This is a genomic window from Streptomyces sp. NPDC048659 (assembly GCF_040650575.1).
Lineage (GTDB): Bacteria > Actinomycetota > Actinomycetes > Streptomycetales > Streptomycetaceae > Streptomyces.
Map to the genome: position 1 here is coordinate 47,365 of NZ_JBEZHM010000047.1, position 26,422 is coordinate 73,786.

At 74.4% G+C, this 26,422-nt stretch carries 25 protein-coding genes and 1 pseudogene; 15 read left to right on the forward strand and 11 right to left on the reverse strand.

Annotation, left to right across the window (positions count from 1 at the left end; genetic code table 11):
- Positions 1-26: 26 nt before the first annotated feature.
- Complete coding sequence (locus AB0C99_RS29255) at positions 27-1,595, reverse strand: glycerol-3-phosphate dehydrogenase/oxidase (protein WP_362481252.1); 1,569 nt, start codon at positions 1,593-1,595, stop codon at positions 27-29.
- Entirely contained in the window at positions 1,592-2,224 is a 633-nt protein-coding gene (locus AB0C99_RS29260; RefSeq protein WP_362481255.1) for a TetR/AcrR family transcriptional regulator, read from the reverse strand. Before AB0C99_RS29260 ends, AB0C99_RS29255 begins: the two co-directional genes overlap by 4 nt.
- A 74-nt stretch (positions 2,225-2,298) precedes the next feature.
- Here AB0C99_RS29260 and AB0C99_RS29265 point away from each other — a divergent pair, with 74 nt between their 5' ends.
- From AB0C99_RS29265 to AB0C99_RS29280, 4 genes are all read left to right on the forward strand, one after another.
- Positions 2,299-3,894 (forward strand): FAD-binding oxidoreductase, encoded by a 1,596-nt coding sequence (locus AB0C99_RS29265; protein ID WP_362481258.1) that lies wholly within the window; start codon positions 2,299-2,301, stop codon positions 3,892-3,894.
- A gap of 90 nt (positions 3,895-3,984) precedes the next feature.
- Entirely contained in the window at positions 3,985-4,866 is an 882-nt protein-coding gene (locus tag AB0C99_RS29270; RefSeq protein WP_362481260.1) for a YegS/Rv2252/BmrU family lipid kinase, read from the forward strand.
- A 249-nt stretch (positions 4,867-5,115) separates the two neighbouring features.
- Positions 5,116-6,252, forward strand: a complete 1,137-nt coding sequence (locus tag AB0C99_RS29275; RefSeq protein ID WP_362481263.1) for a tetratricopeptide repeat protein — start codon at positions 5,116-5,118, stop codon at positions 6,250-6,252.
- A 140-nt stretch (positions 6,253-6,392) separates the two neighbouring features.
- Complete coding sequence (locus tag AB0C99_RS29280) at positions 6,393-7,403, forward strand: polyprenyl synthetase family protein (protein ID WP_362481315.1); 1,011 nt, start codon at positions 6,393-6,395, stop codon at positions 7,401-7,403.
- Positions 7,404-7,500: 97 nt separating this feature from the next.
- Here AB0C99_RS29280 and AB0C99_RS29285 read toward each other — a convergent pair whose 3' ends face one another.
- A complete protein-coding gene (locus AB0C99_RS29285; protein ID WP_362481264.1) occupies positions 7,501-7,971 on the reverse strand; it encodes an Lrp/AsnC family transcriptional regulator in 471 nt (156 codons plus the stop codon).
- Between the two features lie 186 nt (positions 7,972-8,157).
- Between AB0C99_RS29285 and AB0C99_RS29290 the strand changes: the two genes are divergently transcribed.
- Together AB0C99_RS29290 and AB0C99_RS29295 are read left to right on the forward strand one after the other, a co-directional pair.
- The gene (locus AB0C99_RS29290; RefSeq protein WP_362481266.1) at positions 8,158-9,156 is read left to right on the forward strand and encodes a DMT family transporter; all 999 of its coding nucleotides are present in this window, start codon (positions 8,158-8,160) and stop codon (positions 9,154-9,156) included.
- Positions 9,157-9,234: 78 nt separating this feature from the next.
- Positions 9,235-10,410 (forward strand): aromatic amino acid transaminase, encoded by a 1,176-nt coding sequence (locus AB0C99_RS29295; RefSeq protein WP_362481269.1) that lies wholly within the window; start codon positions 9,235-9,237, stop codon positions 10,408-10,410.
- Between the two features lie 6 nt (positions 10,411-10,416).
- Here the strand turns inward: AB0C99_RS29295 and AB0C99_RS29300 are convergent, their stop codons facing one another.
- From AB0C99_RS29300 to AB0C99_RS29310, 3 genes are read right to left on the reverse strand one after another with little or no spacing between them, the layout of a single operon-like run.
- Positions 10,417-12,030: a carboxylesterase family protein gene (locus AB0C99_RS29300; protein WP_362481271.1), complete on the reverse strand. Its 1,614-nt coding sequence runs from the start codon at positions 12,028-12,030 to the stop codon at positions 10,417-10,419.
- Between the two features lie 51 nt (positions 12,031-12,081).
- The gene (locus AB0C99_RS29305) at positions 12,082-12,756 is read right to left on the reverse strand and encodes a hypothetical protein (protein WP_362481274.1); all 675 of its coding nucleotides are present in this window, start codon (positions 12,754-12,756) and stop codon (positions 12,082-12,084) included.
- A 52-nt stretch (positions 12,757-12,808) separates the two neighbouring features.
- Positions 12,809-13,732 (reverse strand): NAD(P)-binding domain-containing protein, encoded by a 924-nt coding sequence (locus tag AB0C99_RS29310; protein ID WP_362481276.1) that lies wholly within the window; start codon positions 13,730-13,732, stop codon positions 12,809-12,811.
- A 119-nt stretch (positions 13,733-13,851) separates the two neighbouring features.
- Between AB0C99_RS29310 and AB0C99_RS29315 the strand changes: the two genes are divergently transcribed.
- Together AB0C99_RS29315 and AB0C99_RS29320 are read left to right on the forward strand one after the other, a co-directional pair.
- Positions 13,852-14,424, forward strand: a complete 573-nt coding sequence (locus AB0C99_RS29315; RefSeq protein ID WP_362481279.1) for a TetR/AcrR family transcriptional regulator — start codon at positions 13,852-13,854, stop codon at positions 14,422-14,424.
- A gap of 9 nt (positions 14,425-14,433) precedes the next feature.
- Positions 14,434-15,171 (forward strand): VOC family protein, encoded by a 738-nt coding sequence (locus tag AB0C99_RS29320; protein WP_362481282.1) that lies wholly within the window; start codon positions 14,434-14,436, stop codon positions 15,169-15,171.
- 14 nt (positions 15,172-15,185) lie between these two features.
- On the opposite strand, the gene AB0C99_RS29325 is transcribed toward AB0C99_RS29320, so the two are convergent.
- On the reverse strand, positions 15,186-15,650 hold the full coding sequence (locus tag AB0C99_RS29325) for a pyridoxamine 5'-phosphate oxidase family protein (RefSeq protein WP_362481285.1): 465 nt from the start codon (positions 15,648-15,650) through the stop codon (positions 15,186-15,188).
- 87 nt (positions 15,651-15,737) lie between these two features.
- Positions 15,738-16,337, reverse strand: a complete 600-nt coding sequence (locus tag AB0C99_RS29330; protein ID WP_362481288.1) for a TetR/AcrR family transcriptional regulator — start codon at positions 16,335-16,337, stop codon at positions 15,738-15,740.
- 87 nt (positions 16,338-16,424) lie between these two features.
- Between AB0C99_RS29330 and AB0C99_RS29335 the strand changes: the two genes are divergently transcribed.
- Positions 16,425-16,778, forward strand: a complete 354-nt coding sequence (locus tag AB0C99_RS29335; protein ID WP_362481291.1) for a hypothetical protein — start codon at positions 16,425-16,427, stop codon at positions 16,776-16,778.
- A 72-nt stretch (positions 16,779-16,850) separates the two neighbouring features.
- Here AB0C99_RS29335 and AB0C99_RS29340 read toward each other — a convergent pair whose 3' ends face one another.
- Positions 16,851-17,576, reverse strand: a complete 726-nt coding sequence (locus AB0C99_RS29340; protein WP_362481293.1) for a dienelactone hydrolase family protein — start codon at positions 17,574-17,576, stop codon at positions 16,851-16,853.
- A 70-nt stretch (positions 17,577-17,646) separates the two neighbouring features.
- The gene (locus AB0C99_RS29345) at positions 17,647-17,958 is read right to left on the reverse strand and encodes a hypothetical protein (protein WP_362481296.1); all 312 of its coding nucleotides are present in this window, start codon (positions 17,956-17,958) and stop codon (positions 17,647-17,649) included.
- Positions 17,959-18,163: 205 nt separating this feature from the next.
- Here AB0C99_RS29345 and AB0C99_RS29350 point away from each other — a divergent pair, with 205 nt between their 5' ends.
- The 6 genes from AB0C99_RS29350 to AB0C99_RS29375 all read left to right on the forward strand — a co-directional run bounded on the left by AB0C99_RS29350 (position 18,164) and on the right by AB0C99_RS29375 (position 25,840).
- Positions 18,164-19,537: an aminotransferase class V-fold PLP-dependent enzyme gene (locus AB0C99_RS29350; RefSeq protein ID WP_362481299.1), complete on the forward strand. Its 1,374-nt coding sequence runs from the start codon at positions 18,164-18,166 to the stop codon at positions 19,535-19,537.
- On the forward strand, positions 19,522-20,856 hold the full coding sequence (locus AB0C99_RS29355; protein ID WP_362481301.1) for an extracellular solute-binding protein: 1,335 nt from the start codon (positions 19,522-19,524) through the stop codon (positions 20,854-20,856). Before AB0C99_RS29350 ends, AB0C99_RS29355 begins: the two co-directional genes overlap by 16 nt.
- Position 20,857: 1 nt before the next feature.
- Positions 20,858-21,928: a sugar ABC transporter permease gene (locus tag AB0C99_RS29360; protein WP_362481304.1), complete on the forward strand. Its 1,071-nt coding sequence runs from the start codon at positions 20,858-20,860 to the stop codon at positions 21,926-21,928.
- Positions 21,925-22,740, forward strand: a complete 816-nt coding sequence (locus tag AB0C99_RS29365) for a carbohydrate ABC transporter permease (protein WP_362481307.1) — start codon at positions 21,925-21,927, stop codon at positions 22,738-22,740. Before AB0C99_RS29360 ends, AB0C99_RS29365 begins: the two co-directional genes overlap by 4 nt.
- 8 nt (positions 22,741-22,748) lie before the next feature.
- On the forward strand, positions 22,749-24,662 hold the full coding sequence (locus tag AB0C99_RS29370) for a glycoside hydrolase family 36 protein (protein ID WP_362481309.1): 1,914 nt from the start codon (positions 22,749-22,751) through the stop codon (positions 24,660-24,662).
- 149 nt (positions 24,663-24,811) lie between these two features.
- Positions 24,812-25,840, forward strand: a complete 1,029-nt coding sequence (locus AB0C99_RS29375) for a LacI family DNA-binding transcriptional regulator (protein ID WP_362481312.1) — start codon at positions 24,812-24,814, stop codon at positions 25,838-25,840.
- A 78-nt stretch (positions 25,841-25,918) separates the two neighbouring features.
- Here AB0C99_RS29375 and AB0C99_RS29380 read toward each other — a convergent pair.
- Positions 25,919-26,422, reverse strand: a pseudogene (locus AB0C99_RS29380) (hypothetical protein); the annotation flags it as partial.

The window sequence follows — 26,422 nt, forward strand, 5'->3', positions numbered from 1 at the left end:
CGGGGGAGGCGGGCCCTCGCCGTGCGTCAGCCCACCCGCGCGCCCCGGGCCAGCGCGTCGCGGGCCGCCTCCTCGGCGAGCGCCCGGTCCGCCGGGACCAGGCCGACGCGGGTGCGCCGGTCCAGTAGGTCGCCGGTGTCGAGGGCGCCCTCGTGGCGGACCGCCCACAGGAGTTCGGCACCCGTGACCGGGTGGCCGGGCACGACCGGCCGGGCGAGCGCCGGGTCGGCGACGCCGAGCGCGTGGACCCCCGCCGCCTCGGTGCCGTAGCGGCGGACGAGCCGGGGCGGCAGGTCGAGCCCGGCGAGGGCGCGCGGGCTCGCCGCGCCGACCAGCGGCAGCGACGCGGTCCGGCACGGGCCCGCCGACAGGCCCCCGGCGGCCACGGCCGCGTCGACGGCGTCCTGCGCCATCCGGCGGTACGTGGTCAGCTTGCCGCCCACGACGGTGACGACCCGGTCGGGCGAGGTCAGCACCGCGTGCTTGCGCGAGATGTCGGCGGTGCGGCCGGACGCGTCCCGGGTGTCGAGCAGCGGCCGCAGCCCCGCGAACGCCCCGACCACGTCGGCGCGTCCCACGGTGACGTCGAGCGCGGAGCCGAGCACGTCGAGCAGGAAGCCGATGTCGGTCTCCGGCACCTCCGGCACGTCGGGGACCTCGCCGTCGACCGGTTCGTCGGTGAGGCCCACGTACACGCGCCCGTCGCCCTGCGGCAGGACCAGCACGAAGCGGTTGGTCTCGCCGGGGATCGGGATGTGCAGCCCGGCGGCGAGCTCGCCGAGGGTCTCCGAGCGCAGCACGAGATGGGTGCCGCGCGAGGGCCGCAGCCGGATGTCGGGGACGAGGCCGCCCGCCCAGACCCCGGCCGCGTTCACGATCGTGCGGGCGCGCAGGCGCGCCTCCTGGCCGGTGGTCTCGTCGCGGACCAGCGCCCCGCCGCCGGACAGTTCGAGGGCGCGCACCCGGGTGAGGATCCGGGCGCCGTGCGCGGCGGCGGTGCGGGCGACGGCGGTGACCAGGCGGGCGTCGTCGGTGAGCCGTCCGTCCCAGGACAGCAGCCCGCCGCGCAGCCCGACCGGGCGCAGCGCCGGGGCGAGGTGGCGGGTCTCGACGGCGGACAGCGTCCGGGGCCGCGGCAGGGTGCGGCGCGAGGTGCGGGCGCCGACCCGCAGCATGTCCCCGGCGAGGAACCCGGCGCGGGCGAGGGCGGCCTGGCCGCGGCTGACGAGCGGGGTGAGCGGCAGCACGAAGGGCTGGGCGCGCACGAGGTGGGGCGCGGTGCGCTCCATCAGGACGCCGCGCTCGACGGCGCTCTCGTGGGCGACGTCCAGCTGGCCCGACGCCAGGTAGCGCAGCCCGCCGTGGATGAGCTTGGAGCTCCAGCGGGAGGTGCCGAAGGCCAGGTCGTGTGTGTCGATCGCGGCGACGCTCAGCCCCCGGGACGCGGCGTCGAGGGCGGCTCCGGCGCCGGTGGCGCCGAGCCCGACGACGAGGACGTCGACCGTCTCGCCGTCGGCGAGCCGCGCCAGCTCGCGCCGCCGCCGCTCGGCGTCGAGGGAGGAGCCGGGCAGGGCGGTGCCGCTCGTGGGGTTCATGGCGTGAGGGTCCTCTCCAGCAGGGTGCGCAGCTCGTCGAGGAAGGCGGCTTCGCTCAGTTCGGGATCGGTCTCGTCGGTCATGGTGCGCATCGACAGCGTGAAGGACTGCACGACGAGCAGCAGGGTGCGGGCCTGGAGGTCCGGCCGGACGCGCCGGACCGAGCCGTCCTCGTGGCCGTCCTCCAGGGCCGTGTGGAGCAGGCCGAGCAGGGCGTCCTGGCTGGCACCGCGGCGGTCCAGGACGTAGGGCAGGAGCAGTTCGGGGTCCACGTCGAGGATCTTGTGGAAGAGCGGGTGGGCCCGGAACGCCCGCGCGCCCTCGACCAGCCCCTCGACGATCCGCTCCCGCGTCGGCGTCGGTGCCGACGCCGACGTTGCCGTCTCCGGGTCCGTGTCGTCGGGCGGGGGCATGGCGCCGGCGGCGACGGCGATCCACTCACGGGTCATCAGGTCGCCGACGAGGCTGCGCACATCGGGCCAGCGCCGGTAGAGCGTCATCCGGGACACGCCCGCGCGCCGGGCGACGTCGGTGAGGGTGGTGCGCCGCACGCCGACGGCGAGGACGCAGTCGCGGGCGGCGTCGAGGACGGGATCTGCGTCCGCATGGTTGTGACGAATGGGCGTCATCTGTCACAGTGTAATGCCAGCGCGGGCCGAATGGCAGCGCCGTCCGTGAAACAGACCGTGAGGAAGCTCTCGAAGTGGACATGTTGTGGAGCGGCTGGGGCGACCCGGCCAAGGCGGCGCCCCTGCCCGAATCGGTCACCGGCCTGCTGCGTGACCTGCTCGGCGTCACCCCGCGCGAGGCCGGCCCGGCCACCCTCGACCGGATCGAGACGCCCGCCCCCGCCCTGACCGAGAAGGCCGACCGCGCGCTGCGCGCCGCCGTCGCCGCCCCCGACGCGGTCCACGACGACGCCGAGACCCGCATCCGGCACACCCGCGGCAAGTCCACCCCCGACCTGCTCCGCATCCGCGCCGGAGAGGTCACGGACATCCCGGCCGCCGTCGTCCTGCCCGGCAGCCACGACGAGGTCCTCGCCGTGCTGCGCGCCTGCGCCGAACACGGCCTGTCCGCCGTCCCCTTCGGCGGCGGCACCTCCGTCGTCGGCGGCCTCACCCCCGCCGCCGGACGCCCCTTCGTCGCCCTCGACCTGCGCCGCCTCGACCGGCTCCTCGCCGTCGACGAGGTCTCCCGCACCGCCACCCTCCAGCCCGGACTGCGCGGCCCCCGGTGCGAGGAACTGCTCAACGCGCAGGGCTGGACCCTCGGCCACTTCCCGCAGTCCTTCGAATGGGCCACCGTCGGCGGCTTCGCCGCCGCCCGCTCCAGCGGCCAGGCGTCCGCCGGCTACGGCCGCTTCGACGAGATGGTCCTCGGCCTGACCGTCGCCACCCCCGAGGGCACCCTGGAGACCGGCCGCGCCCCGCGCTCCGCCGCCGGACCCGACCTGCGCCAGCTCGTCCTCGGCTCCGAAGGCGCCCTCGGCGTCATTACCGCCGTCACCGTCCGGATCCGCCCGCTGCCCACCACCCGCGTCTACGAGGGCTGGCGCTTCGCCTCCTTCGACGCAGGCACCGCCGCCCTGCGCCGCCTCTCCCAGGACGGCCCGCGCCCCACCGTGCTGCGCCTGTCCGACGAGTCCGAGACCTTCATCGGCCTCGCCCAGCCCGACGCCATCGGCAGCGCCGAACTCCCGCCGAACCCCGGCTGCACGGCCATCGTCGGCTTCGAGGGCACCGAGGCGGAGACCACCGCCCGCCGCGCCGCCGTCCGCGAGGTCCTCCTGGCCTGCGACGGCGAGTTCATCGGCGAGGAGCCCGGCGAGAAGTGGGCGCACGGCCGCTACGACGCGCCCTACCTGCGCGACGCCCTCCTCGACGCGGGCGCCTTCGCCGAGACGCTGGAGACGGCCGCGTTCTGGTCCGCGATCCCCGGGCTCTACGCCGGCGTCCGCGACGCCCTCACCCGGACCCTCACCGAGGCCGGCACCCCGCCGCTCGTCATGTGCCACATCTCGCACACCTACGAGAACGGCGCCTCGCTCTACTTCACCGTCGTCTCCGCGCAGGGCGAGGACGCCGTCGCGCACTGGGCCCCCGCCAAGCACGCCGCCAACGACGCGATCCTCGCGGCGGGCGGCACCATCAGCCACCACCACGGCGTCGGCACCGACCACCGCGACTGGTACGCCCGCGAGATCGGCCCGCTCGGCGTCCGCGCCCTCCAGGCGCTCAAGGCCGAACTCGACCCGTCCGGCGTCCTCAGCCCCGGGGTCCTCATCCCGCCCCGCTGACGCGCCCCGCGCGCGGCCCCGCACGGCCGCGCGCCCGCTGTCCCCGCAGTCCCCGCACCTCCCTTCTCCTGCCGCCCGGAGGGCAGACCCATGCGACAGTTCACCGCCGTCGTCAACCCCACCGCAGGGGGTTCCAGCGGCACGGCGGGCCTGCTCCCGCTCGCCCGGCTGCTGAGGGAGGCGGGCGCGGAACTCGACACCGTCTACAGCCGCAGCCTGGAACACGCCCGGGAACTCGCCCGGAACGCGGGAGCCAAGGGCCACGTCGTGCTCGCCGTCGGCGGTGACGGCATGGCCGGCACCGTCGGCGGCGCGCTCAGCGGCACCGACACCGTCTTCGGGCTCGTCCCGGCGGGCCGCGGCAACGACTTCGCCCGCGCCCTCGGGCTCCCCACCGACCCCGAGGGCCTCGCGAAGGTCCTCCTCGAAGGCGAGCCCCGGGCCGTCGACACCATCGAGGTCGAGTCCGCCGTCCACCCCGGCACCTGCGTCCTCGGCAGCGTGTACGCGGGTGTCGACGCCGTCGCCAACCGGCACGCCAACACCTCCAGGCTGCTGCGCGGCGCCGCCTCCTACTACGCGGGCGGCCTGCGCGCCGTCCTCGCCTGGAAGCCCGCCGCGTACCGCATCACCGTCGACGGCACCCGCCACGAGCGCACCGGCTACACCGTGATCGCCGCCAACTCCGGCTTCTACGGCTTCGGCAGGCAGGTCGCGCCCGGCGCCCGCGTCGACGACGGGCTGCTCGACGTCGTCGTCATCAACAAGGCCCCCAAGCGCCTCTTCTTCGCCATGATGAACGAGCTCAAGACCGGCGCCCACGTGCGCCGCCCCGAGGTCGAGATCCTGCGCGGCCGGGAGATCCGCATCGAGGCCGACCGCCCCCTCCCGTACGGCGCGGACGGCGAGGTGGACGCCACCCTCCCGGTCACCCTCCGGGTCCGGCCCGCCGCCCTCTCCGTCCTGGCCTGAGGCGGCCCGGCACCCGCCGCCACCGCGAGCGGCCGCGCCCCGGCCGCCGCCCCGCGAGGGACCGTGAGGAGCCGTCACCACCGCTGGTCATCCCCCTTGTTGAGGACTCCGGGGCGCCCGCGTAGCACTTGAGGATGACGTCCCGCCCCCATCGAGATGGATCTTCGCGCCGGAAAGGGAACCCCGCGCCGCGAGCACCGTCTAGCTCCTCGTGCCGGCTTGATCGTCGAGCCGGCGGAGGAGGGACACATGGCGGGTCAGGTGAGCGGGGCGACGCGGACGAAGGCGTCCGCGCCGGAGTATCAGGGGGCGCTCGGGTCGCTGTCGGTGAACGCCTCCCTGCCCGAGGTGCTGGCCAAGGGCGTCGAGGAGCTCCGCGCGGCGGAGCGGGCCGGGGACCTCGCGGAGGTGGCGCGCTGCGGCCTCGCCGTCGCGGAGGCATGCCGCAGGCTCGGCCGGATAGAGGAGTCCGACCGGGCGTGGAAGGCCAGCTACCGGGCCGCCCGCTCGGCCGGACACCAGGGCGCGATGGCCTGGGCGCTGTGGAGCGGCGGCACCCTCGCCCGGCAGCGCGGCGCGCTCCGGCTCGCGTACCGGCTGCTGGGGCTCGCGGCCGAGATGGGCGAGCGCGGCGGCGACGTCGTCGTCCGCGGCTACTCACTGGCCGGACTCGCCGAGACCGGACGCATCCAGGGCGACTACGAGGCCGTCGGCCGGCTCCACGAACAGCTCCTCGCCGAGGCCCGTCGCCGAGGCGAGGCCCGCCACACCGTGTGGGCGCTGGAGGGCATCGCGCAGATGCACCGCAACACCGGCGACCACGACAAGGCCCTCGCCCTGTTCGAGGAGGCCGCCGAGACCGCGTCGCGCGCCGAGGACCGGCGCGGCTGGGCCTGGGCGCTGCGCGGCATCGCCGACGTGGTGTCCGTACGCGACGGGGACGTGGAGCGCGCCCTGGAGCTGCTCTCCCGGGCCGAGGAGGCGTGCCGGGAGATACGCCTGGCCGGCGCGCTGGCCTACAACCACAAGATGCGCGGCAACGTGCTCTACCGCGCCGGCCGTTACGACCAGGCCAGGGACCTGTACGCGCAGGCGCTGGAGGAGTTCCGCGGCATGGAGGAACCGCGCGGCACCGCGCTCGCGCGGCTGGGCCTGGTGAAGTCCGAGGCGCGCCTCGGCCGCGACGCCGGGCGGACCGCCGCCGACCTCGCCGAACTGCGCACGACGCTGGACCGGATCGGGCTCCGGCACGCCCGCGACATGGTGGACAAGGCCGCCGCGGAACTCGGCGTCGGCCCGCTGCCCGAGGACGGCGCGGCGGCGGGGATCCTGCCCGAGGTCGGCGAACGGGCCCTGCGCGCCGCCGACGTGGAGGCGCTGCGGTGACGGCGCTCCCGATACCCCCGACGCCGCTCCGCCACCCGCCGGAGGCGCCGCAGCCGGCGCCGACCGGCCCGCGCCCGCCCGCACAACCCCTCACCACGGTCCGCGCCGCGCACCCGCCCGCCGACGCCCTCGGGGACGTCCTGGAGCGCTGCCGCGAACACGTCCGCCCCGCGCTCGTCGAGGCCGTCGCACGGCTGCACCCGTGGACCGGCGAGATGGCCGCCTACGCGCTGGGCTGGGCCGGCCCCGACGGGCGCCCCGAACCCGGCGGATCGGAGGGCAAGGGCGTGCGCCAGGCCCTCGCCTTACTGGGCGCGGAAGCCGTCGGCGCCGACGCGGCCGAGGCGGTCCCGGCGGCCGTCGCGGTCGAACTCGTCCACGTCTTCTCGCTCCTCCACGACGACGTCATGGACGCCGACGCCCTGCGCCGCGGCCGTCCCGCCGTCTGGAAGGCGTACGGGACGGGCCCGGCCGTCCTCGCGGGCGACGCGCTCCACGCGCGGGCCGTCGGCATCCTCGCCGAGACGCCCGGCCCGCACGCCGGGGCCGCCGTCCGGCGCCTGTGCGGCACCCTCGACGACCTGGTCTCCGGCCAGGCCGAGGACCTGCGCTTCGAAGACCGCCCCTGGCACGGCCCCGGTGCCGTCACCCCGGCGCAGTACCGCACGATGGCCGAGCACAAGACGGGCGCCCTGCTCGGCTGCGCCCTTGCCCTCGGCGCGCTGCTCGGCGGCGCCCCCGAGCGGACCGTGACCGCGCTCGACCGCGCCGGACGCCACCTGGGCCTCGCCTTCCAGGCCGTCGACGACATCCTCGGCATGTGGGGCGACCCCCAACTCACCGGCAAGCCCGTGCACGCCGACCCGCGCCGCGGCAAGAAGACCTACCCGCTGCTGGTCGCCCTGTCCGGCGGCGGCGAGACCGCCCGCGAACTCGTCGCGCTGCTCTCGGCGCCCCGGTCGCTCGACGACGAGGGCGCCGCGCGCGTCGCCGCGCTCGTGGCGGATGCCGGCGGGCGCGCCGCGACCCGTGACGAGGCCCGCCGCCACCTGGACGCGGCCCGCCGCGCCCTGCGCGACACCCCGCTGGAGCCGACCGCGGCCCGGCGGCTGGACGCCCTGTTCACCCACGTCCTCGACCGCACCCGCTGAACCGCCGCACGGCGTCACCACCCGAGGCGGTGACGCCGTGCCGGATCGGGGCCGGTGACCTCACGTCAGCCCGTCAGCCCGTCAGCCCGTCAGCCCGTCAGCACGACGGCGCCTGCGGGCGGGGGTAGACCCGGGACTGCTTCACGCTGCCGAAGGCGAAGCTCGACTCGATCGACGCGATACCGGGGATGGCGTGGATCCGGGTGCGCACCAGCGCCTCGTACGCCTCAAGGCTCTCGATCACCACACGGAGCAGGTAGTCGCTGCTGCCCGCCATCAGATAGCAGTCCTGGATGTGGTCGATGAGCCCGACGTGCTCCTCGAACACGTTGACCGCCTCGGCGTTGTGGCGGTCCAGCCGGATCCGTACGAAGACGGTGATCGGCAGCCCGAACGCCACCTGGTCGACGGTCGCCGTGTAGCCGCTGACCAGACCCGCCTCCTCCAGCCGCCGGACCCGGCGCAGACAGGGGGAGGGGGAGAGCCGGATCCGGTCGGCGAGGTCCTGGTTCGACAGGCGCCCGTCGGCCTGCAACTCGTGGATGATCTGGAAGTCCACGGCGTCCATCGTCACTCCTTGGCAGATTCTGCCCCCACGCTATGCCTGGAGGGCAGAACTAGCAATCATCTGCCCGCGGTCAAGCCCTACGGTTGCTCATCGGGGGGAAATCGAACGACGGTTCCTCCGATACGGCTCCGACGTCACGTACGTCACGCACGTCACCGACGTCTCCGAGCGGGAGGAACCACCGGCATGGCCGCGACCCGAACGACCGAGGACCGGGCGGCGGCACACCCGCCCGCCCCGCCCGCCCAGTCTGCGCTCCCCGCCCTCCCCGGGCTCTCCCCACGGGCCGTCGGCATGGCCGCCCTGCTGCTCACGGTCGCGATCTGGGCCGCGTTCGCGCTGAGCGCCCGCGCCCTCGGCGCCTCCACCCTGCTGCCCGCCGACGCCGCGCTGCTCCGCTTCGGTGTCCCCCTCGTCGTCCTGGCCCCCGCCCTCTGGCGGCGCAGGCGGCGACTGGCCGCCGTCCGGCCGGGCCCGGCGGCGAAGATCGTCTGCGGGGCGGGGGTCCCGTTCTTCCTCGCCGCGATGTACGGCGGATCCCTGACCTCCGCCGCCTTCGTCGGCGCCATCGTGCCCGGCATGGTCCCGCTGTTCGTCTCCGTCCTCATGGCCGCCGGCGGCAGGCCCGCCCCGCGCGGCACCCAGGCCGCCGGACTCGTGCTCATCGTGGCGGGCGTCGCGGCCCTGGTCTCGCGCCACCTCACCGCCCTCGACGCGGACGTCCTGCTCGGCACCGGCACCCTGCTCGTCGCCAGCGGATTCTGGGCGCTCTACACCGTGGGCCTGCGCGAAGTGGACCTCGACCCCGTCGGCTCCATCGGCCTGCTCTGCCTGCCCTCCCTCGCCGTCATCGTGCTGCTGACCCTCACCGGCGTCCTGCCGTCCGGACTCGCCCACGCCGCCGGCGCCGACATCGCCCTCTTCCTCGTCGTCCAGGGCCTCGGCGTCGGACTGTGCGCGGGCCTGCTGTACGCCTTCGCCATCCGCAGGCTCGGCCCGGAACGCAGCGCCGTCGTCGGCAGCCTCAGCCCGGCCGTCGTCGTGCTCCTCGCGACCGTCCTCCTGGACGAGCGGCCGACCCTGCCCGTCGTGATCGGCGTCCCCCTCATCACCCTCGGCGTGGTGCTGGCCAACCGGCGCCCCCGCAGGCTCCGTTCCGGCGCCGGGGAGGCCCGTACCGGATAGGCCCACGTCCCGGCACCCGCACCCGCGCCCCACCAAACACCCCCGCACCGTCGCGCACCACCGAACCGAGGCCCCCCGATGCTCGAACTGCTGCCCGCCCCGCCCGTCGACCCGCTGTGGGACCTCACCGCCGAATACGCCGACGACCCGCGCCCCGAGCGGCTCGACCTCGTCCTCGGCGTCTACCGCGACCGCACCGGGCGCACCCCCGTCATGACCGCGGTCAAGGAAGCCGAGATACGCCTGGCGGAACGCTCCGGCTCCAAGGAGTACCTCGGCCTCTCCGGCAACGCGGCGTTCAACCGCGCCATGCTCACCATGGTCCTCGGCGGCGGGGACCTCACCGGCCGCGCCACGGCCGTCCAGACCGTCGCGGGCACCGGCGCCCTCCGCCTCCTCGCCGACCTCGTACGCCAGACCCGCCCCGGCACCACCGTCTGGATCAGCGACCCCGCCTACGTCAACCACCGCCCCATCCTCGAAGGCGCCGGGCTCACCGTCCGCACCTACCGCTGGCTCGACCCGGCGGAGCTGCTCGCCGACCTGAGCGCGGCGGACCGAGGCGACGTCGTCCTGCTCCAGGGCTGCTGCCACAACCCCACCGGCGTCAGCCCCTCGCCCGAGGTGTGGGAGGAGATCGCCGGCCTCGCCGCCGCGCACGGCTGGGTCCCCTTCGTCGACCTCGCCTACCACGGCCTCGGCGACGGCCTCGACACCGACCTGGCACCGACCCGGATGCTCGCCGAACGCCTCCCCGAGACCCTGATCGCCGTCAGCTGCTCCAAGAACTTCGGCCTCTACAGCGACCGCACCGGCTGCGCCATCGTCCTCGGCACCTCGGCGCGGACCCTCCGGCACGTCGAGACCACGCTCCAGAACGCGGCCCGCACCCTCTACTCCATGCCGCCCGACCACGGCGCCGCCGTCGTCGCCACGATCCTGGCGGACGAGCGGCTGCGGACCGCCTGGCGCACCGAACTCGACACCATGCGCCGCCGCATCGGCGCCAACCGCACCGCCCTAGTCGCCCACCTCGCCGCCCTCGGCCACGAGCGGCAGGCGGAGGTCCTGGCCCGGCAGCAGGGCATGTTCTCCATGCTCCCGCTCACCCCCGCGCACATGGCCCGGATGCGGCGCCGCTCCGGCATCTACGGGACGAGCGTGGGCCGCATCAACATCGCCGGTGTCCCCGCCGACCGCGTCCCCTGCCTGGCCCGGGGCATCGCGGACGCGCTGGAGACCGCCGGGGGGTGACCGCGCTCAGGCGCGCAGCAGCGGGAACTCCGCCCCGGCCCACCGGACCCGGGTGCCCTCGGGCCGGACCCGCACGCCCCCGTCGCCGTCCGCGCGCCACACCATGATCCGGTCGGTGTCGGTGTCGGCGCCTGCGAGCGCGGGCCAGCCGGGGTTCCCCGTACGGGCGAAGTCGGCCCAGGCGCGCACCATACGGGCGGACAGCTCGTCGTCGGCGGGGGTGGGGGAGCCGCCGCCGACGAGGAAGGCGACGGCCCGGTCGTGGAGGGTGCCGAAGGCGAAGGGCACGTCCGCGCAGTGCCAGGCCCGGACGGGACCGTCCGGGCCCTCGCGGCGGCGGTCGAAGCGGGCGAGGCGGGCCCGGCCCCCGGCCCGCGCGTGCGCGTCGGCGAGCCGCTCTCCGTACGCGCAGAAGAGCAGGTCCCCGAAGACCTCCAGGTAGATCTCGCGCACGGGGGCCCGGGGCGCGCGGGCGCGGTAGGTGTCCACCAGTCCCTCGGGCAGCCCGAAGTCGGCGGCGAAGGCGCGGAGCCGCTCGTCGGTGGCGACCTCGGCGCAGCTCCCGACGGCGTCGAGCAGCCAGTACTCCTCGGTCGTGTGGCAGACCAGCAGGTCCACGTCCCGGCAGCGGCCCTCGGCCATCCCGGTGAGCGGATCGACGGGCAGCACGTCCCCGTCGAGGACGGGCGCGTAGAGCGAGGGGTCGTAGTGCCGGGACCCGGAGCCAGGGTCGTTCGGGTACCGCTCGACGACCGCGTCCCCGGCCCGCACCAGCGCCTCGGGGCTCAGCGCGGTCAGCCCCTCGGCGGTGGCCGGACAGCCGGCCGCCGCGGCGAGCTCCCGCGTGGTCGCCGCGGCGAGGGCGGGCGGGTAGCAGGGGCTGGCGGGGCTGTGGGCGATCGCGCGCCGGAACAGTCCCCGGGCGCGGTCCATCACCATCAGGCAGGCCACGGAGGCGGCCCCGGACGACTGGCCTGCGACGGTGACGGCGTCGGGATCGCCGCCGAACCCCGCGATGTTCTCCCGCACCCAGCGCAGCGCGGCGACCTGGTCGAGCAGGCCACGGTTCTCCGGGTACGCGACGGTGGCGGGGGTCGGGGCCGGGGCCGGGTCGGCGATCGGGTCCGGGGTCGGGTCCCGGTACGCGGTCGGGTCCGGGGCCCGGTCGGGGGTCGGCTGCGAGGCCGGGACGTGGCCGAAGCCCTCGAAGCCGAGCCGGTAGTTGACGGTGACGACGACGAGACCGGCGCGGGCGAGCGCCGTGCCGTCGAAGTCGGGCTGCGCGGAGGAGCCGAAGGTGCAGGCGCCGCCGTGGAACCAGACGAGGACGGGCAGCGGGCCGGGGGAGAGGCACGGGGCCGGCGTCCAGACGTTGAGGCTGAGCACGTCCTCGTCCCCGGGGGCCCAGACGGGCGCGCCGGGCAGCTCGGCCGACTGGGGCGCGACCGGCCCGAAGCGGGTGCAGTCCCGTACCCCCGCCCAAGGCTCCGCGGGACGCGGCGCCTTGAACCGGTCGGCGCCGAACGGCGGCGCCGCGTACGGGATCCCGAGCACCGCGACGACCCCCTCGGCGGCCCGGACACCGCGCACCCGCCCGCTTCCCGTCGCGAAGACCTCCACCCGTACCGCCCTTTTCCGTCCGACGAACCGACCCCCGAACGTCCGGTTCTATCAGCCGTGCCCGCCGCTGTCGTGATCTTTTCCGGGCCCTGTACCGTCCGCCAGCAGGAGCGCGACCCGGTCGGCCACGTCGTGCCACGGACGCGGCGCGACGACCGGCACCCCGGCGGCGTCCGCCTGCTCGGCGAGCCACCGCCCGTAGCCGACGCTGACCCGGGCCCGATGGCGCTGCTCGCCCTCCTCGGGCTCGCGGGAGAGGTAGTTGGCGACCACCCGGTCCTCGCTGTCGTCGTGCACGACGACCCCGCGGACCGGCCCGTTCGGCGTCGCCGCGCCGGGCAGGAGGTAGTCCCCTTCGAGGATCACGGGCGTGTCCGTGTCGACGTGGTTGGCGATGACCGCCTCCACCGCGGGCGCGAGCGCGCGGGCGACGGCGATCTGCCGCTCGATGACGAAGCCGGGCTCCCGGTCGGCGGCTTCGGGGTGCGTGCGCCAGTAGTGCACCTCGGGGAGGTGCTCCGGGCGGGTCACGGCGAGCAGGGCTTCCACGATGTCGTCGACCTCGACGAGCGGAACGCCGTACCGCCGCGCCAGCTCCCGGGCCAGCCGCGTCTTCCCCATCCCGGACGCGCCCCCGACGACCAGCACGCGCCAGCCGGGCACCTCGCGTCCGTCGCGTCCGTCGTGCCCCGCGCGTACCTCTCGTACCTCTTGATCACCGTCCACCGCCGAACTGTATCCAGGGCCTCGGACGGGTATCGGACGGGCCCCGGACGGGTCAGACCGAGGCCGGGGCCTTCTTCATCAGCTCCACGAGGGAGGAGAAGCTGTCCGCCGCGTACCCGTCGTCCATGCCGCGCCGGAACAGCTCGACGACCGCCGCCGGCAGCGTCGTGTCGACGCCCGCGTCCGCGTGGGTGTGCAGGACGTGCTCGACGCTGGCCGTGCCCATGGCGAGCCGGTCCACGTCGCCGGTGTGCCGCGCCCCGTCGATGCGCTCGGCGTAGAAGGAGAGGAAGCCGGGGAGCGAGTGCGCGGTCTCCACGGCGTGCGGCAGGATGTCCGCCGCCTTCAGGCCGTTGGCGTCGGCGAGGGCGATGGCCTGCCAGTAGCTCAGCATCGAGGTCCAGAACATGGTCATGCCGATCTGGTACATGAGCGCGGCGAGGCCCGGGTCCTCACCCCGGTGGTCGGCCCGGCCGGTGATGACCTCCAGGGCCGGCCGGTGCTTCTCGAAGGCGTCCAGCGGGCCGCTGTAGAAGGTCGAGGACTCCGCCTGGCCGATGCCGGAGGGCGGCACGGTGACGCCGCCGGTCAGCTGGACGGCGCCCCGCTCGGCCGCCCAGCGGGCGGCGGCGCGGGCCTTCTCGGGGGTGTCGGAGCTGAGGTTCACCAGGACCCGGCCGGAGAGCGCGTCCTCTGCGGTGCCCAGCGTGGCGTACACGGCGTCGTAGTCCGTGAGGCTCAGGACGACGAGCTCGTTGGCGGCGAGGGCCTCCCGGACATCGGCCGCGACGGTCGCGCCGCGGGCGGCCAAGGCGTCGGCGCGGGACGCGGTGCGGTTCCAGACGGTGACCTCGTACCCGCCGTCGAGGAAGGCGCCGACCATGGCCTGGCCCATGGGGCCGAGGCCGATGACGGTGACGGAGGGGCGGTTGGTGCCGGTGCCGGTGCCGGTGCCGGTGATGGTGCTGCTGCGCATGACGATCTCCAGTCTGGTGCCATAGGTGAGCTAAAACGAACGCTCTATTTAGTGCGTGGTGAGAACGTAGCACGGTTCTAGAACGAGCGCTCTACTTAGTCGCCGGATACGCTGAGCCCATGCAGACCAGCACACGGGACCGGATCGTCGTCGCCGCCGCGCGACTCCTGCAGCGCCAGGGCTATGTCGGTACGGGAATCAAGCAGATCGCCCAGGAGGCCGAGGCCACCCTGGGCTCCGTCTACCACTTCTTCCCCGGCGGCAAGGAGACCGTCGCCGTCGCCGCGATCAGGCACAGCAGCGAGGAGTTCGGCGCTCTGCTGCGGACGGCGCTGGAGAGCGAGGAGGAGCCGGCGGAGGCGATCCTGGCCTGCTCCCGGCGGCTCGCGGAGGAGCTGCGGGAGTCGGGCTGGATCGACGGCTGCCCGGTCACCGCGGCGGCGCTGGAGACCCTGGGCACCGACTCGGAGATCCAGCGGGCGTGCGGCGACGCCCTGCGGGACTGGCAGGGGCTCGTCCAGGACAAGCTGCTGAGCGGCGGGCACTCCGCCGAGAGCGCCCGCGAACTGGCGAGCGTCGTGATCTCCGCGCTGGAGGGCGCGGAGGTCACCGCCCAGGTGGCCCGCAGCGAGGAACCCCTCCACGTCGCGGGCCGGCAACTCGCTCGCCTGGTCCGCGCCTCCGATGTTTAGATGATCCACATGGCGACACGACTGGTGCAGATCAACATGAAGGCCCACGACGACGTGGCCCTCGGCCGCTTCTGGGCGGAGGCGCTCGGCTGGGGCATCGACAGCGAGGGCCCCGGGGTGACCAACCTCGAACCCGTGGGCTTCTCCTACCCCGACCCCGCGGCCGTCTGCATCGACATCATCGCCCGCCCGGAGCCCAAGACGGCGAAGAACCGGGTCCACCTCGACCTGGCCACCACCTCCGCCGCGCACCAGGAACAGCTCGTCGCCCGCCTGCTGGACCTCGGCGCGACCCTCGCCGACGTGGGGCAGGGCGACGTGCCCTGGACGGTCATGGCCGACCCCGAGGGCAACGAGTTCTGCGTCCTGGAGCCGCGCGCCGTCTACGGGGACACCGGCCCGATCGCCGCCGTCGTGGTCGACTGCGCGGACCCGCGCGAGATGGCCCGCTTCTGGGACGGGGCCATGGACTGGACCCTCCACGAGGTGGCGGACACCCACGCGACCCTCCGCTCGGCGAAGGGTGTCGGCCCGTACCTGGAGTTCGTCCGCACCCCCGACGCCAAGACCGGCTGGAACCGCGTCCACCTCGACGTCGCCCCCTACCGCGAGGGCGACATCCCCACGGAGGAGGCCCGGCTGCGCGCCCTGGGCGCACAGGACCCCGGCATCGACCAGTCGACGATCTCCTGGCGCATCCTCTCGGACCCGGAGGGCAACGAGTTCTGCCTGCTGTCGCCGAGGTGACGGGGCGGGGAGTCCTAGCCCAGCCACTCCCCGTCGCGCATCACGACCCGGCCCCGCAGTTCGGGCTCCCCGCGCCAGGCGCGCACGACGCGCGGGGCCACGCGCAGGTAGACGTACGGCCGTTCCTCCAGGCGGGGGTCCCAGCCGAACTTCGCGGCGTACGCGTCCGCCGCGTCCTCCGGCACCTCCGCCGCCCCGTGGCAGGCCGTCACCTCTCCCTGGAGCAGCACCACGTCATGCGCGTCCGGCAGGCCGAGCCGTACGCGCGGTTCGGCGCGCGCGTTGCGCACGGTCGCGGAACCGTCGGCCGTGCACAGCCACACCGCGCGCCCGTCCCAGAGGAACCAGAGGGGCACCTGGTGCGGCCCGTGCTCGGGGTGGGCCGTGGAGAGCCAGATGTCGTGCTCCGTGCCGAGCCGTTCGAGCGTGTCCCGGGTGCGCTCCGCCGTACCACGGGGAACGATGTTCGTCGCCTGCATGATCACCGACCCTAGCCAGCGCCACCGGCCCCGCGCATGGGGCGCGGGACCTACGCCCGCGGCCCGACCTGTACTCCGCCCCGGGACCTACGTGCCGTCCGCGCGCACGGACGCCCAGACGCGGTCCGACAGCACCCGGGCCGCCTGCTCCGGGTCGAGCTCCTCCGGAGTGGCCAGCCAGCGGTGCGCGGCGACCGCGACCGGGCCGACGACCAGCACCTCCAGGAGCGGGCCCGGCAGCGCGGCGATCTCACCCGCGTCGACCCAGCGCCGCAGCCGGTCGGCGACCCGGGGGAAGTGGTCCGGCTCCACACCGCGCGCCCGGTCGGCGTCGACCGCCAGATAGCTGGAGTACGCCGAACCGTGCAGGTAACGGGCCACGTCCGGGTTGGCCTGGATGAAGCGCAGATACGTCGTCACGAACGCCCGGATCCCGGTGCGCGCGGTACGGGCCCGGTCGACGGCCCCGAGCGCCTCCGTGTACGTCTGCCGCAGGCAGTGACCGTACAGCGCCGCCGCGAGCCCGTCGAAGCTGCCGAAGTGGTGGTAGAGGCTGCCGAGGCTGACCCCGCTCGCCTTCGTCACGGCGTTGACGGTGAACCCGGCCTGTCCGGACGCGGCGAACACCTCCAGTGCCGCGGCCAGGAGGCGTTCGACGGTGGCCTCGCCACGGGACTGCTTTGCCATGCAGGGAGTATAGGCAGAGGTGAAGAACTCGAATATTTTTCTAGAAGTAAGTTCTAAAGAGGCGGGCTTCGGGCTCATACTGCCGCCATGGATGAACTCGTGATGAAGCTCGTCTCAGGCGCCATCGTCGGCGCGCTGGTCGGCCTCGTCGGCTACGCGAGCGCCGCGCGCCGCCGCCGGCAGGAGGCCCATGCCGAGGCCGCCCGGGCCGCGACCGAGGAGGACCCCACCCCGACCCTGCTCCGGCAGGCCGAGGAGGCGGACCGCCTGCGCGACGAACTGACCGCCCAGGGCCGCGAGAACGAGGCCCTCGGCCACGCCCGCGCGGCCGTCGACCACTGGACCGCCCTGACCCAGACCCGCGTCGGCCGCTTCCAGGGCGAACGCCAGTCGGCCCTCCGCCGCCTCACGGAACTCCGCAGCCGTACGGGCACGGCCTGACCCGGCGCGGGATCGCCGAGGCGGGGAGCAAGGTCCCGCTTCCGCCGAGCGGTCGTCAGCCGGCTGATCGGTTCAGCCCGCGGCGGGCACGCACTCGTCGAGGAAGGCGACGACGTCGCGCCAGGCCCGCCGCGCGTGCAGGGGGTGGTAGCCCACGCCGGGAGGCGTGGCGTGGTCGACCGTCGGGTGATGGAAGGCGTGCAGGGCTCCTCCGTACACCACGAGGCGCCAGTCGACGCCCGCCGCCCGCATCTCCTCGGTGAACGCCGCCCGTTGAGCGGGCGGCATGATCGGGTCCTCCGACCCGACCCCCGCCCACACCGGGCAGCGGATTCGCGCGGCCTCGCCCGGTCGGCCCGTGGTCAGCGCGTTGACCGTCGCGATCGCGCGCAGGCCGGCACCGTCCCGGCCGAGCTCCAGCGCGACCGCGCCCCCGGTGCCGTAGCCGAGGGCGGCGACCCGGTCGGGGTCGGCCCGCGGCGCGCCCCGGAGCACGTCGAGCGCGGCGTGGCCGATCGCGCGCATCCGGCCGGGATCGGCGAGCAGCGGCAGGCAGCGGGCCAGCATGTCCTCAGGGTCCGCCAAGTAGCGCCCGCCGTGGAGGTCGAAGGCCAGCGCCACGTACCCCAGCTCGGCCAGCGCCTCGGCGCGCCGCCGCTCCACGTCGCTGGGCCCCATCCCCTCGGGCCCGACCAGGACGGCGGGCCGCTGTCCGTCGCCGGCCGGGAGCGCGAGGTGGCCGACCATCGTCAGTCCGTCCGCTCGGTACTCGACCGTGCGCGTGGTGACCGTCGTCATGCGGCCCGACGCTAGTGGCCTCCGCGCCCGCCCGGGGCGGTGTTCACCGACGGCAGACGGGTGGGCCGGATCAGTCCGTGCCGTCCCGCCGGGCGGCGAGGACCAGGGTCGTCGCCAGGGCCAGCGTCAGGGCCGTGCCTCCGGCGGCCATCACCCCGCGGCGGGAGCGCCACGAGAGGGTCGACCAGCAGGACTCGGCGGAGAGCAGCGAACCGAGGCTCGCCCACGATCCGACCGAGAGGACGGACGCGGCCGAACCGATCGAACCCACGGACAGGAACGAACCGACCGAGCCGATCGACAGCGTCGAGCCCACCGAACCGATCGACAGGAACGAGTTCCGGGAGCACAGGGACCAGCGCGAGCCGTCTGTCGTCGTCATGCCCCCGATCGTAAGCGGACCGGCGTGCCGCCGTATCGACGCGCCGTCGTATCGACGTGCCGCTGTATCGCTGTACCGCTGTATCGCCGTATCGAGTCTCTCGGCATCGGCTTTGTCCGACCTCTTGTCGGGCGACCCCTGCCTCTCTAATGTGAACCTTCAAATCCCAGGGATGCCATAGGAGTAGCTTCGTGCGGGACATACTTTGAACGATCAAATTCCGGGTTCCGGCCACGCCCCCGGCCACGCCCCCGAACCCGGCTCCGGCCCCGTATCCGACGACGACGGCCCCGTGCCCGGCTACCTCGACTACGCCAGGGTGGGCCCGCTCGCCCCCGAGGCCGTCGCCGCGTCCGCCGCCGCCATCGCCCTCGCGCGCCGCGCGGGTCCCGCCGAGCTCGACCGGCTCTTCGCCCTCAGCGACGCGGCCCGCGCCTCGGCCGCCCGGCTCCTCGGCGCCCAGCCGCACGAGATCGCCCTCGTCCCGTCCACCAGCAACGGCCTCTTCACCGCCGCCGCGGCGCTCCAGGGCCCCGGCACGGTGCTGGTGCCCCGGGGCGAGTTCCCCGCCAACGTCTACCCCTGGCTCCGTTTCGCCGGCCGAGGCGGACCCGACGTACGCCTCGTCGAACCCGACGGGCACCGCCGCATCTCGGCCGACCTCCTGCGACGGCACCTCACCCCCGAGGTCACCGCCCTCACCGTCAGCGCCGTCGACTCCCTCACCGGACACCTCGCCCCGCTCGGCGCCCTCAAGGAGATCCTCGGGCCGGACCGCCTCCTGATCGTCGACGCGATCCAGGGGCTCGGCGCCGTCCCGCTGGAGACCGACGCCGCCGACGTCCTCGTCAGCGGCGGCCAGAAGTGGCTGCGGGCCGGCTGGGGCGCCGCGCTGCTGCTCATCCGCGACCGCTGCGCCGAACGGCTGCTCCCCGGGCTCGGCGGCTGGGCCGGAGTCACCGAACCCTTCGCCGAGCGGCACCCGGCACCCGCCCTGCCCGGAGCCGCCGCGCACCTCGCCACCAACCCGGACTTCCCGGCAGCCGCGGCCCTCGGCGCCGCCGTCGACGGACTGCTCGCCCAGGGCGGCCCCGCCGCCGTCGGCGACCGGATCCGCGCGACCCTCGCCGAACTGCTCGACCGGGCGCGCCGGGCCGGCGCCGAGGTCCTGCTGGACGGGCTGGGGGAGCGGGAGCGCGCCGGCATCGGCACCTTCCGCCTGCCCGGCCACGATCCCGCCGCCGTCCACCGGACCCTCGAAGCCGCCGGAGTGATCACCACCCGCCGCGGCGAATGGATCCGGCTCTCGCCCCACCTCCCCACCGGGACGGTGGCCGCGGATCTCCTCGCGCAGGCCCTGCGCCCGCTCGCCGGAAGCTCCCGCGCGACCCTCCCGACCGCCCTACCGGCCCCACCCGTCTCACCCGTCCCACCCCTCCCGAAGGCCCTCCCCAGCCTCCCCTCCGACACCCCCCTCACCCCACTCAGCCCCGTCACCCCACTCAGCCCCGTCACCCCCCTCAACTCCGTCAATCCCCTCAACCCCCCGAGCCAGGAGCCGACATGTCCCACCACCTGAGCCGCCGCCGGATGCTCCACCTCGCGACCGCCTCCGCCGCCGGGCTCGGCCTGACCGCCTGTGGCGGCGGCGGATCCGGTGCCGGAGCGGCGGGCGCCGACGGCGACAGCGGCCAGATCACGGTCTGGAGCTGGACCACTGCCGCCGAGGCCCTGCGCGGGGTCGTCCCCTCCTTCGAGCGCGACAACCCCGGCATCAAGGTCGACGTCCAGGACCTCGGCAACCCCGCCATCTGGGACAAGATCACCGTCGGTCTCGCCTCGGGCGGCAAGGGCCTCGCCGACGTCCTGCACATCGGCGTCGACTACCTGCCCGGCTACCTCCAGAAGTTCCCCCAGGGCCTCGCCGACCTGTCCAGACTCGGGGCCGACCGGTACAAGGACGCGTTCGCCGAGGGCCTGTGGCCGACCGTCAAGGGCAAGGACGGCACCACCCGCGCCCTCCCCTGGGAGGTGAACCCGCTCGGCCTGTTCTACCGGCACGACTACTTCGAGAAGGCCGGCGTCGATCCCGCCTCCCTCACCAGCTGGGACGACCTGATAGCCGCCGGACCGAGGATCCGCGCCGCCACCGGCGCCCAGCTGCTCGGCCTCGACAAGCCCGGCACCACCCAGGACATGGACTTCTTCCAGAACCTGATGCAGCTCCAGGGCGCCTTCTACTTCGACCACGACGGCAAGGTGACCCTCGCCTCCCCGGAGGCGGTCCACGCCCTCACCGTCATCAAGCGGCTCAACGACACCGGGCTCCTCGCCGACACCGCCGGCCAGGGCACCTGGAAGCGCCTCGTCGGCCAGGGCAAGCTCGCCACCGCCCCGTACCCCGCCTGGGCGATCGAGTACCTGTCGAGCAAGTTCCCCGCACAGAGCGGCAAGTGGCGCGTGATGCAGCCGCCCGCCGCCGTCCCCGGCGGGGGCCGGAGCGCCATCGTCAACTCCACCTACCTCACCGTCTCCGCCACCAGCAAGCGCCGCAAGGCCGCCTGGCGCTTCGTCGAGTACGCGCTCACCAAGCCCGCCGAGATCAACCGCATGTTCGCCTCCGGCGGCGTCTTCCCCGCCCTCAAGTCGGCGTACGAGGACCCGAAGTTCAGCGCGCCGAACCCCTTCTACGGCGGCCAGCAGGTCCTCCGCTCCTTCGTCGACTCGCTCGACGCGGGCTCGGACGCCACCAACTTCACCGGCGACTACAGCCGCGCCCTGAAGCTCGCGAGCGACGCCCAGAGCCAGGTCCTGGTCAAGGGCGCCGACCCGGCCGACGCCCTCAAGGCCGCGGCGAAGCAGCTCGCGCAGCAGACCGGCCGGCAGCAGGCGGCCTGACATGTCCCTCGCCCCACCCGAACGCGTCCCGGGCCCCGACCCGTCCCCGCCCCCGCCCCGCGCCGAGACCGACGCGCCCGCACCCGGGACGGCCCCCGCCGCCGTCCGGGAGCGCCCGGGCACCCCGCCGACCCGGCGAGCCCACTCCATCAGGCGATCAGGACCCACCCGGCGCGGACTGCCGCTCCGGCGCGGACCGCTGACCCGGCGCGGACCGCAGACCCGCCGCTCCTTCCCGTACCTCCTGATCATGCCCGCCGTCCTGGGCTTCGCCGTCTTCAAGGCGTACCCCATCGCCGCGTCCTTCTGGATCAGCCTCACCACCGGCAGCGGCGAGGAGTCCCGGTTCGCCGGCCTCGCCAACTACCGGCGGCTGCTCACGGATCCGCTGTTCTGGACCGCGCTCAAGAACACCGCGCTGATCCTCGTCGTCCAGGTGCCGCTGATGCTCGGCCTCGCCCTGCTCGTCGCCCTCGGCCTCAACTCCACCAAGGTCTGGCTGCGCCCCCTGTGGCGCCTCGGCGTCTTCGTCCCGTCCCTGACCGGACTCGTCGCGGCGGGTGTCATGTTCTCCGTCATCCTCAACCGCGACGCGGGCCTGCTCAACTGGCTGCTCTCGCTCGTCGGCATCGACCCCGTCAACTGGCTCGGCAGCCCCTTCTGGGCCCGCGTGGCCGTCGTCCTCGTCATCACCTGGCACTACACCGGCTACAACGCGGTCATGTACCTGGCAGGACTCCAGGGCATTCCCAAGGAGCTGTACGAGGCGGCCATGGTCGACGGCGCCGGACCGGTCCGCCGCTTCTTCGCCATCACGCTGCCCCAGCTGCGGCCCATCCTCCTCCTCACGGTGGTGCTCTCCACCATCGGCACCCTCCAGCTCTTCGACGAGCCGTACGTCCTCACCGGCGGCGGCCCCGACAACTCCACCCTCACCGTCACCATGTACCTCTACAACAACGGCTTCAAATACTTCGACTTCGGCTACGCCTCGGCCCTCGCCTACGCCCTCGCGGCCCTGGTCTCCGTCCTCGGCATCATCCAGGTCCGGCTGATGGGAGAGCGCCGGTGAAGACGCGCGGCCCCCTTCTCACCCTGCTGCTCGCGGGCGCCTTCGGGCTCTGCGTCGGCCCCTTCTACTGGCTCGCCATGGCCGCCACCCAGGAGGACAAGGACGTCTTCTCCTGGCCGCCGAAACTGCTCCCGGGCGGACACCTCCTGGACAACCTCCAGGGACTCCAGGAGTCGATCGGCCTGGCCCGCGTCCTCCTCAACACCCTCGTGGTGGCGGGCGTCCAGACCGCCGGAGCCGTCGTCGTGTCCGTCCTGGCGGGCTACGCCTTCGCCAAGTTCGACTTCCGCGGCCGGAACCTGTTCTTCGTCCTGCTGCTCAGCACCCTCGTCATCCCCGACACGGTGATGCTCATCCCGATCTTCCAGATGATGATGGACCTGGGCCTGATCGACACCTACCAGTCGGTGATCCTGCCCGGCCTCGTCACCCCGTTCGGCATCTTCCTGATGCGCCAGGCCCTGCGCTCGATGCCCGACGAACTCCTCGACGCGGCCCGCGTCGACGGCGCCGGCGAGCTGCGCGTCCTGTGGCGGATCGTCATCCCGGTCAACCGGCCGATCATCGCGGCGCTCGCGCTCTTCGTGTTCCTCGGCGGCTGGAACCAGTTCGTCTGGCCGCTGATCGCCCTGCGCAGCCCCGAGATGTACACCCTCCCCGTGGCCACGGCCACCCTCCAGGGCCTCTCGACCACGAACTACGCCCATGTGCTGCTCGCCAGCGCCATCGCCGCGATCCCCGTGATGGCCCTCTTCCTCGTGCTGCAGCGCCAGTTCATCTCCGGCCTCCTGGCCGGGGCGACCAAGGAGTGACCCGCCCCGTGACTTCCACCCCGGACACCGACACCGATCCCACGACCGACCCCGCCGCTACCGACCCCGCCACCCAAGCCCCGCCCGCCACCCCGCCCGCTGAGCCGCCCGTCGCCGCCTGGCGCCCCCACGACGACAGGGAACAGCCGACCACGAGCGCGGGCCGCGCCCTCCCCACCCCCCTCCACCACCCCACCGGCACCCCCCTCACCGTCCACCTCACCGTCCCAGGCGGCGGCGACGACGGCGCCTGGCAGGCGGCCGTCACCCCGGTCGCGGACGGCGTGGCGCTCATCGAGGTACGGGCCACGGCCCCCGTCACCGTCCGGGCCGAGTGGCGGGTCCCGTGCGTCGGGGCCACCGCGTACTGGACGCCGAGCACCACCGCGGGCCGCTGGCTCCCGCCCTCCTGGACCGTGCCCCGCACCGTCTCGCTCGCCCTCGGCGCGCCCGTCGCCAGCCTGGTCGGGACCGGCGACCGGGCCCTGTGCACGGCCGCGGCGGGGGAGACGGGCGCGCCCGTGCGGGTCGGCGCGGGAGTGGTCGAGGAGAGCGGCGAGTTCGCGTTCGTCTTCGAGCAGGAGCTCACCCCCGACGGCCCTCCGCTGACGCTGCGCGTCGACCTCAGCGGCCGGCACTACGCCGCCACCCTCCAGGACGTCACCGACTGGTGGGCCGAGGGCACCGCGCACCCCGGCGTCGCGCCCGCCGCGCGGCTGCCCGCGTACTCCACCTGGTACAGCCTCCACCAGAACGTGGACGCCGCCACCGTCGAGCGCCAGGCCGCGCTGGCCGCCGCCGTCGGCTGCGGGAGCGTCATCGTCGACGACGGCTGGCAGACCGCCGACCGCGCCCGCGGCTACGGCCACTGCGGCGACTGGGAGCCGAACCGGACCGCCTTCCCGGACCTCGCCGCCCACGTCGCCGAGGTCCGGCGCGGCGGCCTCGCCTACCTCCTCTGGTACGCGCTGCCGTTCATCGGGCGCCACAACGACGCATGGGACCGGTTCAAGGGGCTGATCCTCCGCGAGGAGCCGAACCTCGACGCGGCCGTCCTCGACCCCCGCCACCCCGAGGTCCGCGCCCACCTCGTCGACAAGGTGTCCCGCGCCGTCGAGGACTGGGGGATGGACGGCGTGAAGCTCGACTTCATCGACCGCTTCGCCGTCGCGGACGCCCCGCCCGCGCCGCCCGGCGCCGACGAGGCCACCGTCCACGAGGGCGTACGCCGCCTGCTCGCCGAGCTCGACACCCGGCTGCGACGCACGCGCCCGGACGTGATCGTGGAGCACCGCCAGCCGTACGTCAGCCCCGGCCTCTGGCCGTACGCCACCATGGTCCGCGCCGTCGACTGCCCGCTGAGCCCGGCCGAGAACCGCCAGCGGACCATCGACTGCCGGCTGCTCGCGGGCCCGCTCGCCGTCCACGCCGACATGATCATGTGGCACGCCGGCGAGACGCCCGAAGGTGTGGCGGTGCACCTGGTGAACGCGCTGTTCTCGGTCCCGCAGATCTCCGTAGACCTCGCCGCCCAGACCCAGGACCAGCTCGCGGCCGTCCGCTTCTGGCTCGACGTCTTCCGCCGCCACGCCGACGTCCTCCAGCAGGGCGCCCTGGAACCGGCGCGCCCGGACCTCGGCTACATCCTCGTCCGCGCGCACGCCCGGGACACGACGGTCGTCGGGCGCTACGCACCCGTGCCCGTCGCCGTACCGGAGGAGGCCGGGGCGCGGGTCCTCGTGGCCAACGCGGACGCCGACCCCACCGTCCTCCTCACGGCTGCCCGCCCCGGACGGGCCCTCGCCCTGGTCCAGGACTGCCGTGGTGAGATCCTGTCCGATACCGTGCTCGAACTCGTCGCCGGGGCGAACCCGGTGCCGGTGCCGACCGGCGGCCTGCTCACGCTGACCCGACAGGGCTGAACGAGGCGGGGGGCCGACGGCCGGTTCGCGCGCCGCCGCCAGCCCCCCGACCGCCCCCCCACACACACACAGCCCGCACACACACCCTTCGTATACAGCCTCCACAGCTCCACGGCCCCCACAGCACCCGAAGCCCCCGCAGAGGAACGATGCCCGCTCAACAGGTGACCATCGAGGACGTCGCCCGCGCGGCGGGAGTCTCCCGCCAGACCGTCTCGAACGCCCTGAACGCGCCCCACCGGCTGCGCGCGACCACGCTCGCCCGGGTCACCGCGGCCATCGACGAGCTCGGCTACCAGCCGGACCAGTCCGCCCGCAGCCTGCGCACCGGCACGCGCAGGGTCATCGGCTACCCGGCCCCCGCCGACAACCCCGCCGACCCCAACCCCCTCATGGGCGGCTTCCTCCAGGCACTGGTGAGCGCCGCCGACGCCGTCGGCCACCGCGTCCTGCTCTTCCGCTGCGACCCCGAGCGGGGCGCGGACGCGGTCGCCAGGTCCTTCAACGGGCTGATCGCGGCCCGGCAGGTCGACGGCTTCGTCCTCTCCGACGTGATCCACGACGACCCCCGGGTCGACGTGCTCAGCGAGGCGGGCTTCCCCTTCGTGGCCTTCGGCCGCACGGCGCCCGGCCGCCCCCAGAACTGGGTGGACATCGATTCCGCCGGGGCCACCGCCGAACTGGTCCGGCTCCTCCTCGACCAGGGCCACCGCCGGATCTGCTACGTCAACTCCGCCGCGAACCTGCCTTGGCTCGCCGACCGCCGGGCGGGCCTGCTCCAGGCCGCGGCCTCGGCTCCCGGCGGCGCCTTCGAGGTCGGGGTCCCCGACGACGACCCGGCCGCCCTGTCCCACGCGATCGGGCGCATCCTCGTCGGCGCGGACCGCCCGACCGCACTGGTCTGCGCGAACGACTGGCTCGCCCTGACCGCGTACCAGGCCGTCCGCGCGGCCGGCCTCGCCGTGGGCACCGACGTCGCCGTCACCGGCTTCAACGACATGCCGCTGTGCACGGTCCTCCAGCCCGCCCTCACCAGCGTCCGCCTGCCGCTCGCCGCGATCGCCCACGCGCTGGTCGAACGGCTGGTCACGACGGTGGAGGGCACGGCCGCCACACCTGCCTCCGGCCTCCTCCTCCCGGCGGACCGGGTGATACGGGAGAGCACACCGGCCCTGTGAGACGAAATGGGGCGAGCCCCCGGCGCCGTGAGGCGCCGGGGGCTCGCTGTTCTGTGACGCGGGTTCTTCGGTCGGTGATCAGCCGAAGGACTTGATACCGGTCCAGTTAGTCGACAGAACCGTCTTCACTGCCGGGCCGGTGTTGGTGGTGGAGGGGTGGTAGACCTTCATCGTGCCGTCGGCGCCGTAGCGCACCCACAGGTCGGGGATCTTGTCCCCGTTGACGTCCGGGATCCCGATGACCGCCGTGATGTTGGTCGTGGTCCAGCCGGTCCCGTAGGAGGTGTCGACACCTTCGCGGGAAGCGGCCGCGGTCTTCAACGAGTTGATGTCGACGCTTCCGGGGACGGTTCCGGGCTTGCCGTGGCGGATGTAGATGGTGCCGGAGTCGTGGCTGCGCCAGAGGAGGTCGGGGGTGTTGTCGAGGTCGATGTCCGCGATGTTGATGATGTCGCGGGGGGCCCAGGCGGTGCCTTCCATGAGGGTTGCGGTCTGGATGGTGGCGCCGGTGTAGCCGGAGAGGATCCAGAACTGGGTGCCGGTGGTGATGGCGAGGTCGGGGAGTTTGTCGCCGGTGATGTC

What these genes read in the sequence shown, in the direction of transcription:
- AB0C99_RS29355 (WP_362481301.1), top strand. Translation starts at nt 19,522, where the DNA reads ATGTCCCACCACCTGAGCCGCCGCCGGATGCTCCACCTCGCGACCGCC.
- AB0C99_RS29360 (WP_362481304.1), top strand. Translation starts at nt 20,858, where the DNA reads ATGTCCCTCGCCCCACCCGAACGCGTCCCGGGCCCCGACCCGTCCCCG.
- AB0C99_RS29325 (WP_362481285.1), bottom strand. Translation starts at nt 15,650, where the DNA reads ATGCAGGCGACGAACATCGTTCCCCGTGGTACGGCGGAGCGCACCCGG.
- AB0C99_RS29290 (WP_362481266.1), top strand. Translation starts at nt 8,158, where the DNA reads ATGGCCGCGACCCGAACGACCGAGGACCGGGCGGCGGCACACCCGCCC.
- AB0C99_RS29255 (WP_362481252.1), bottom strand. Translation starts at nt 1,595, where the DNA reads ATGAACCCCACGAGCGGCACCGCCCTGCCCGGCTCCTCCCTCGACGCC.
- AB0C99_RS29340 (WP_362481293.1), bottom strand. Translation starts at nt 17,576, where the DNA reads ATGACGACGGTCACCACGCGCACGGTCGAGTACCGAGCGGACGGACTG.
- AB0C99_RS29315 (WP_362481279.1), top strand. Translation starts at nt 13,852, where the DNA reads ATGCAGACCAGCACACGGGACCGGATCGTCGTCGCCGCCGCGCGACTC.
- AB0C99_RS29260 (WP_362481255.1), bottom strand. Translation starts at nt 2,224, where the DNA reads ATGACGCCCATTCGTCACAACCATGCGGACGCAGATCCCGTCCTCGAC.
- AB0C99_RS29345 (WP_362481296.1), bottom strand. Translation starts at nt 17,958, where the DNA reads ATGACGACGACAGACGGCTCGCGCTGGTCCCTGTGCTCCCGGAACTCG.
- AB0C99_RS29275 (WP_362481263.1), top strand. Translation starts at nt 5,116, where the DNA reads ATGGCGGGTCAGGTGAGCGGGGCGACGCGGACGAAGGCGTCCGCGCCG.
- AB0C99_RS29295 (WP_362481269.1), top strand. Translation starts at nt 9,235, where the DNA reads ATGCTCGAACTGCTGCCCGCCCCGCCCGTCGACCCGCTGTGGGACCTC.
- AB0C99_RS29270 (WP_362481260.1), top strand. Translation starts at nt 3,985, where the DNA reads ATGCGACAGTTCACCGCCGTCGTCAACCCCACCGCAGGGGGTTCCAGC.
- AB0C99_RS29310 (WP_362481276.1), bottom strand. Translation starts at nt 13,732, where the DNA reads ATGCGCAGCAGCACCATCACCGGCACCGGCACCGGCACCGGCACCAAC.
- AB0C99_RS29330 (WP_362481288.1), bottom strand. Translation starts at nt 16,337, where the DNA reads ATGGCAAAGCAGTCCCGTGGCGAGGCCACCGTCGAACGCCTCCTGGCC.
- AB0C99_RS29335 (WP_362481291.1), top strand. Translation starts at nt 16,425, where the DNA reads ATGGATGAACTCGTGATGAAGCTCGTCTCAGGCGCCATCGTCGGCGCG.
- AB0C99_RS29375 (WP_362481312.1), top strand. Translation starts at nt 24,812, where the DNA reads ATGCCCGCTCAACAGGTGACCATCGAGGACGTCGCCCGCGCGGCGGGA.
- AB0C99_RS29320 (WP_362481282.1), top strand. Translation starts at nt 14,434, where the DNA reads ATGGCGACACGACTGGTGCAGATCAACATGAAGGCCCACGACGACGTG.
- AB0C99_RS29285 (WP_362481264.1), bottom strand. Translation starts at nt 7,971, where the DNA reads ATGGACGCCGTGGACTTCCAGATCATCCACGAGTTGCAGGCCGACGGG.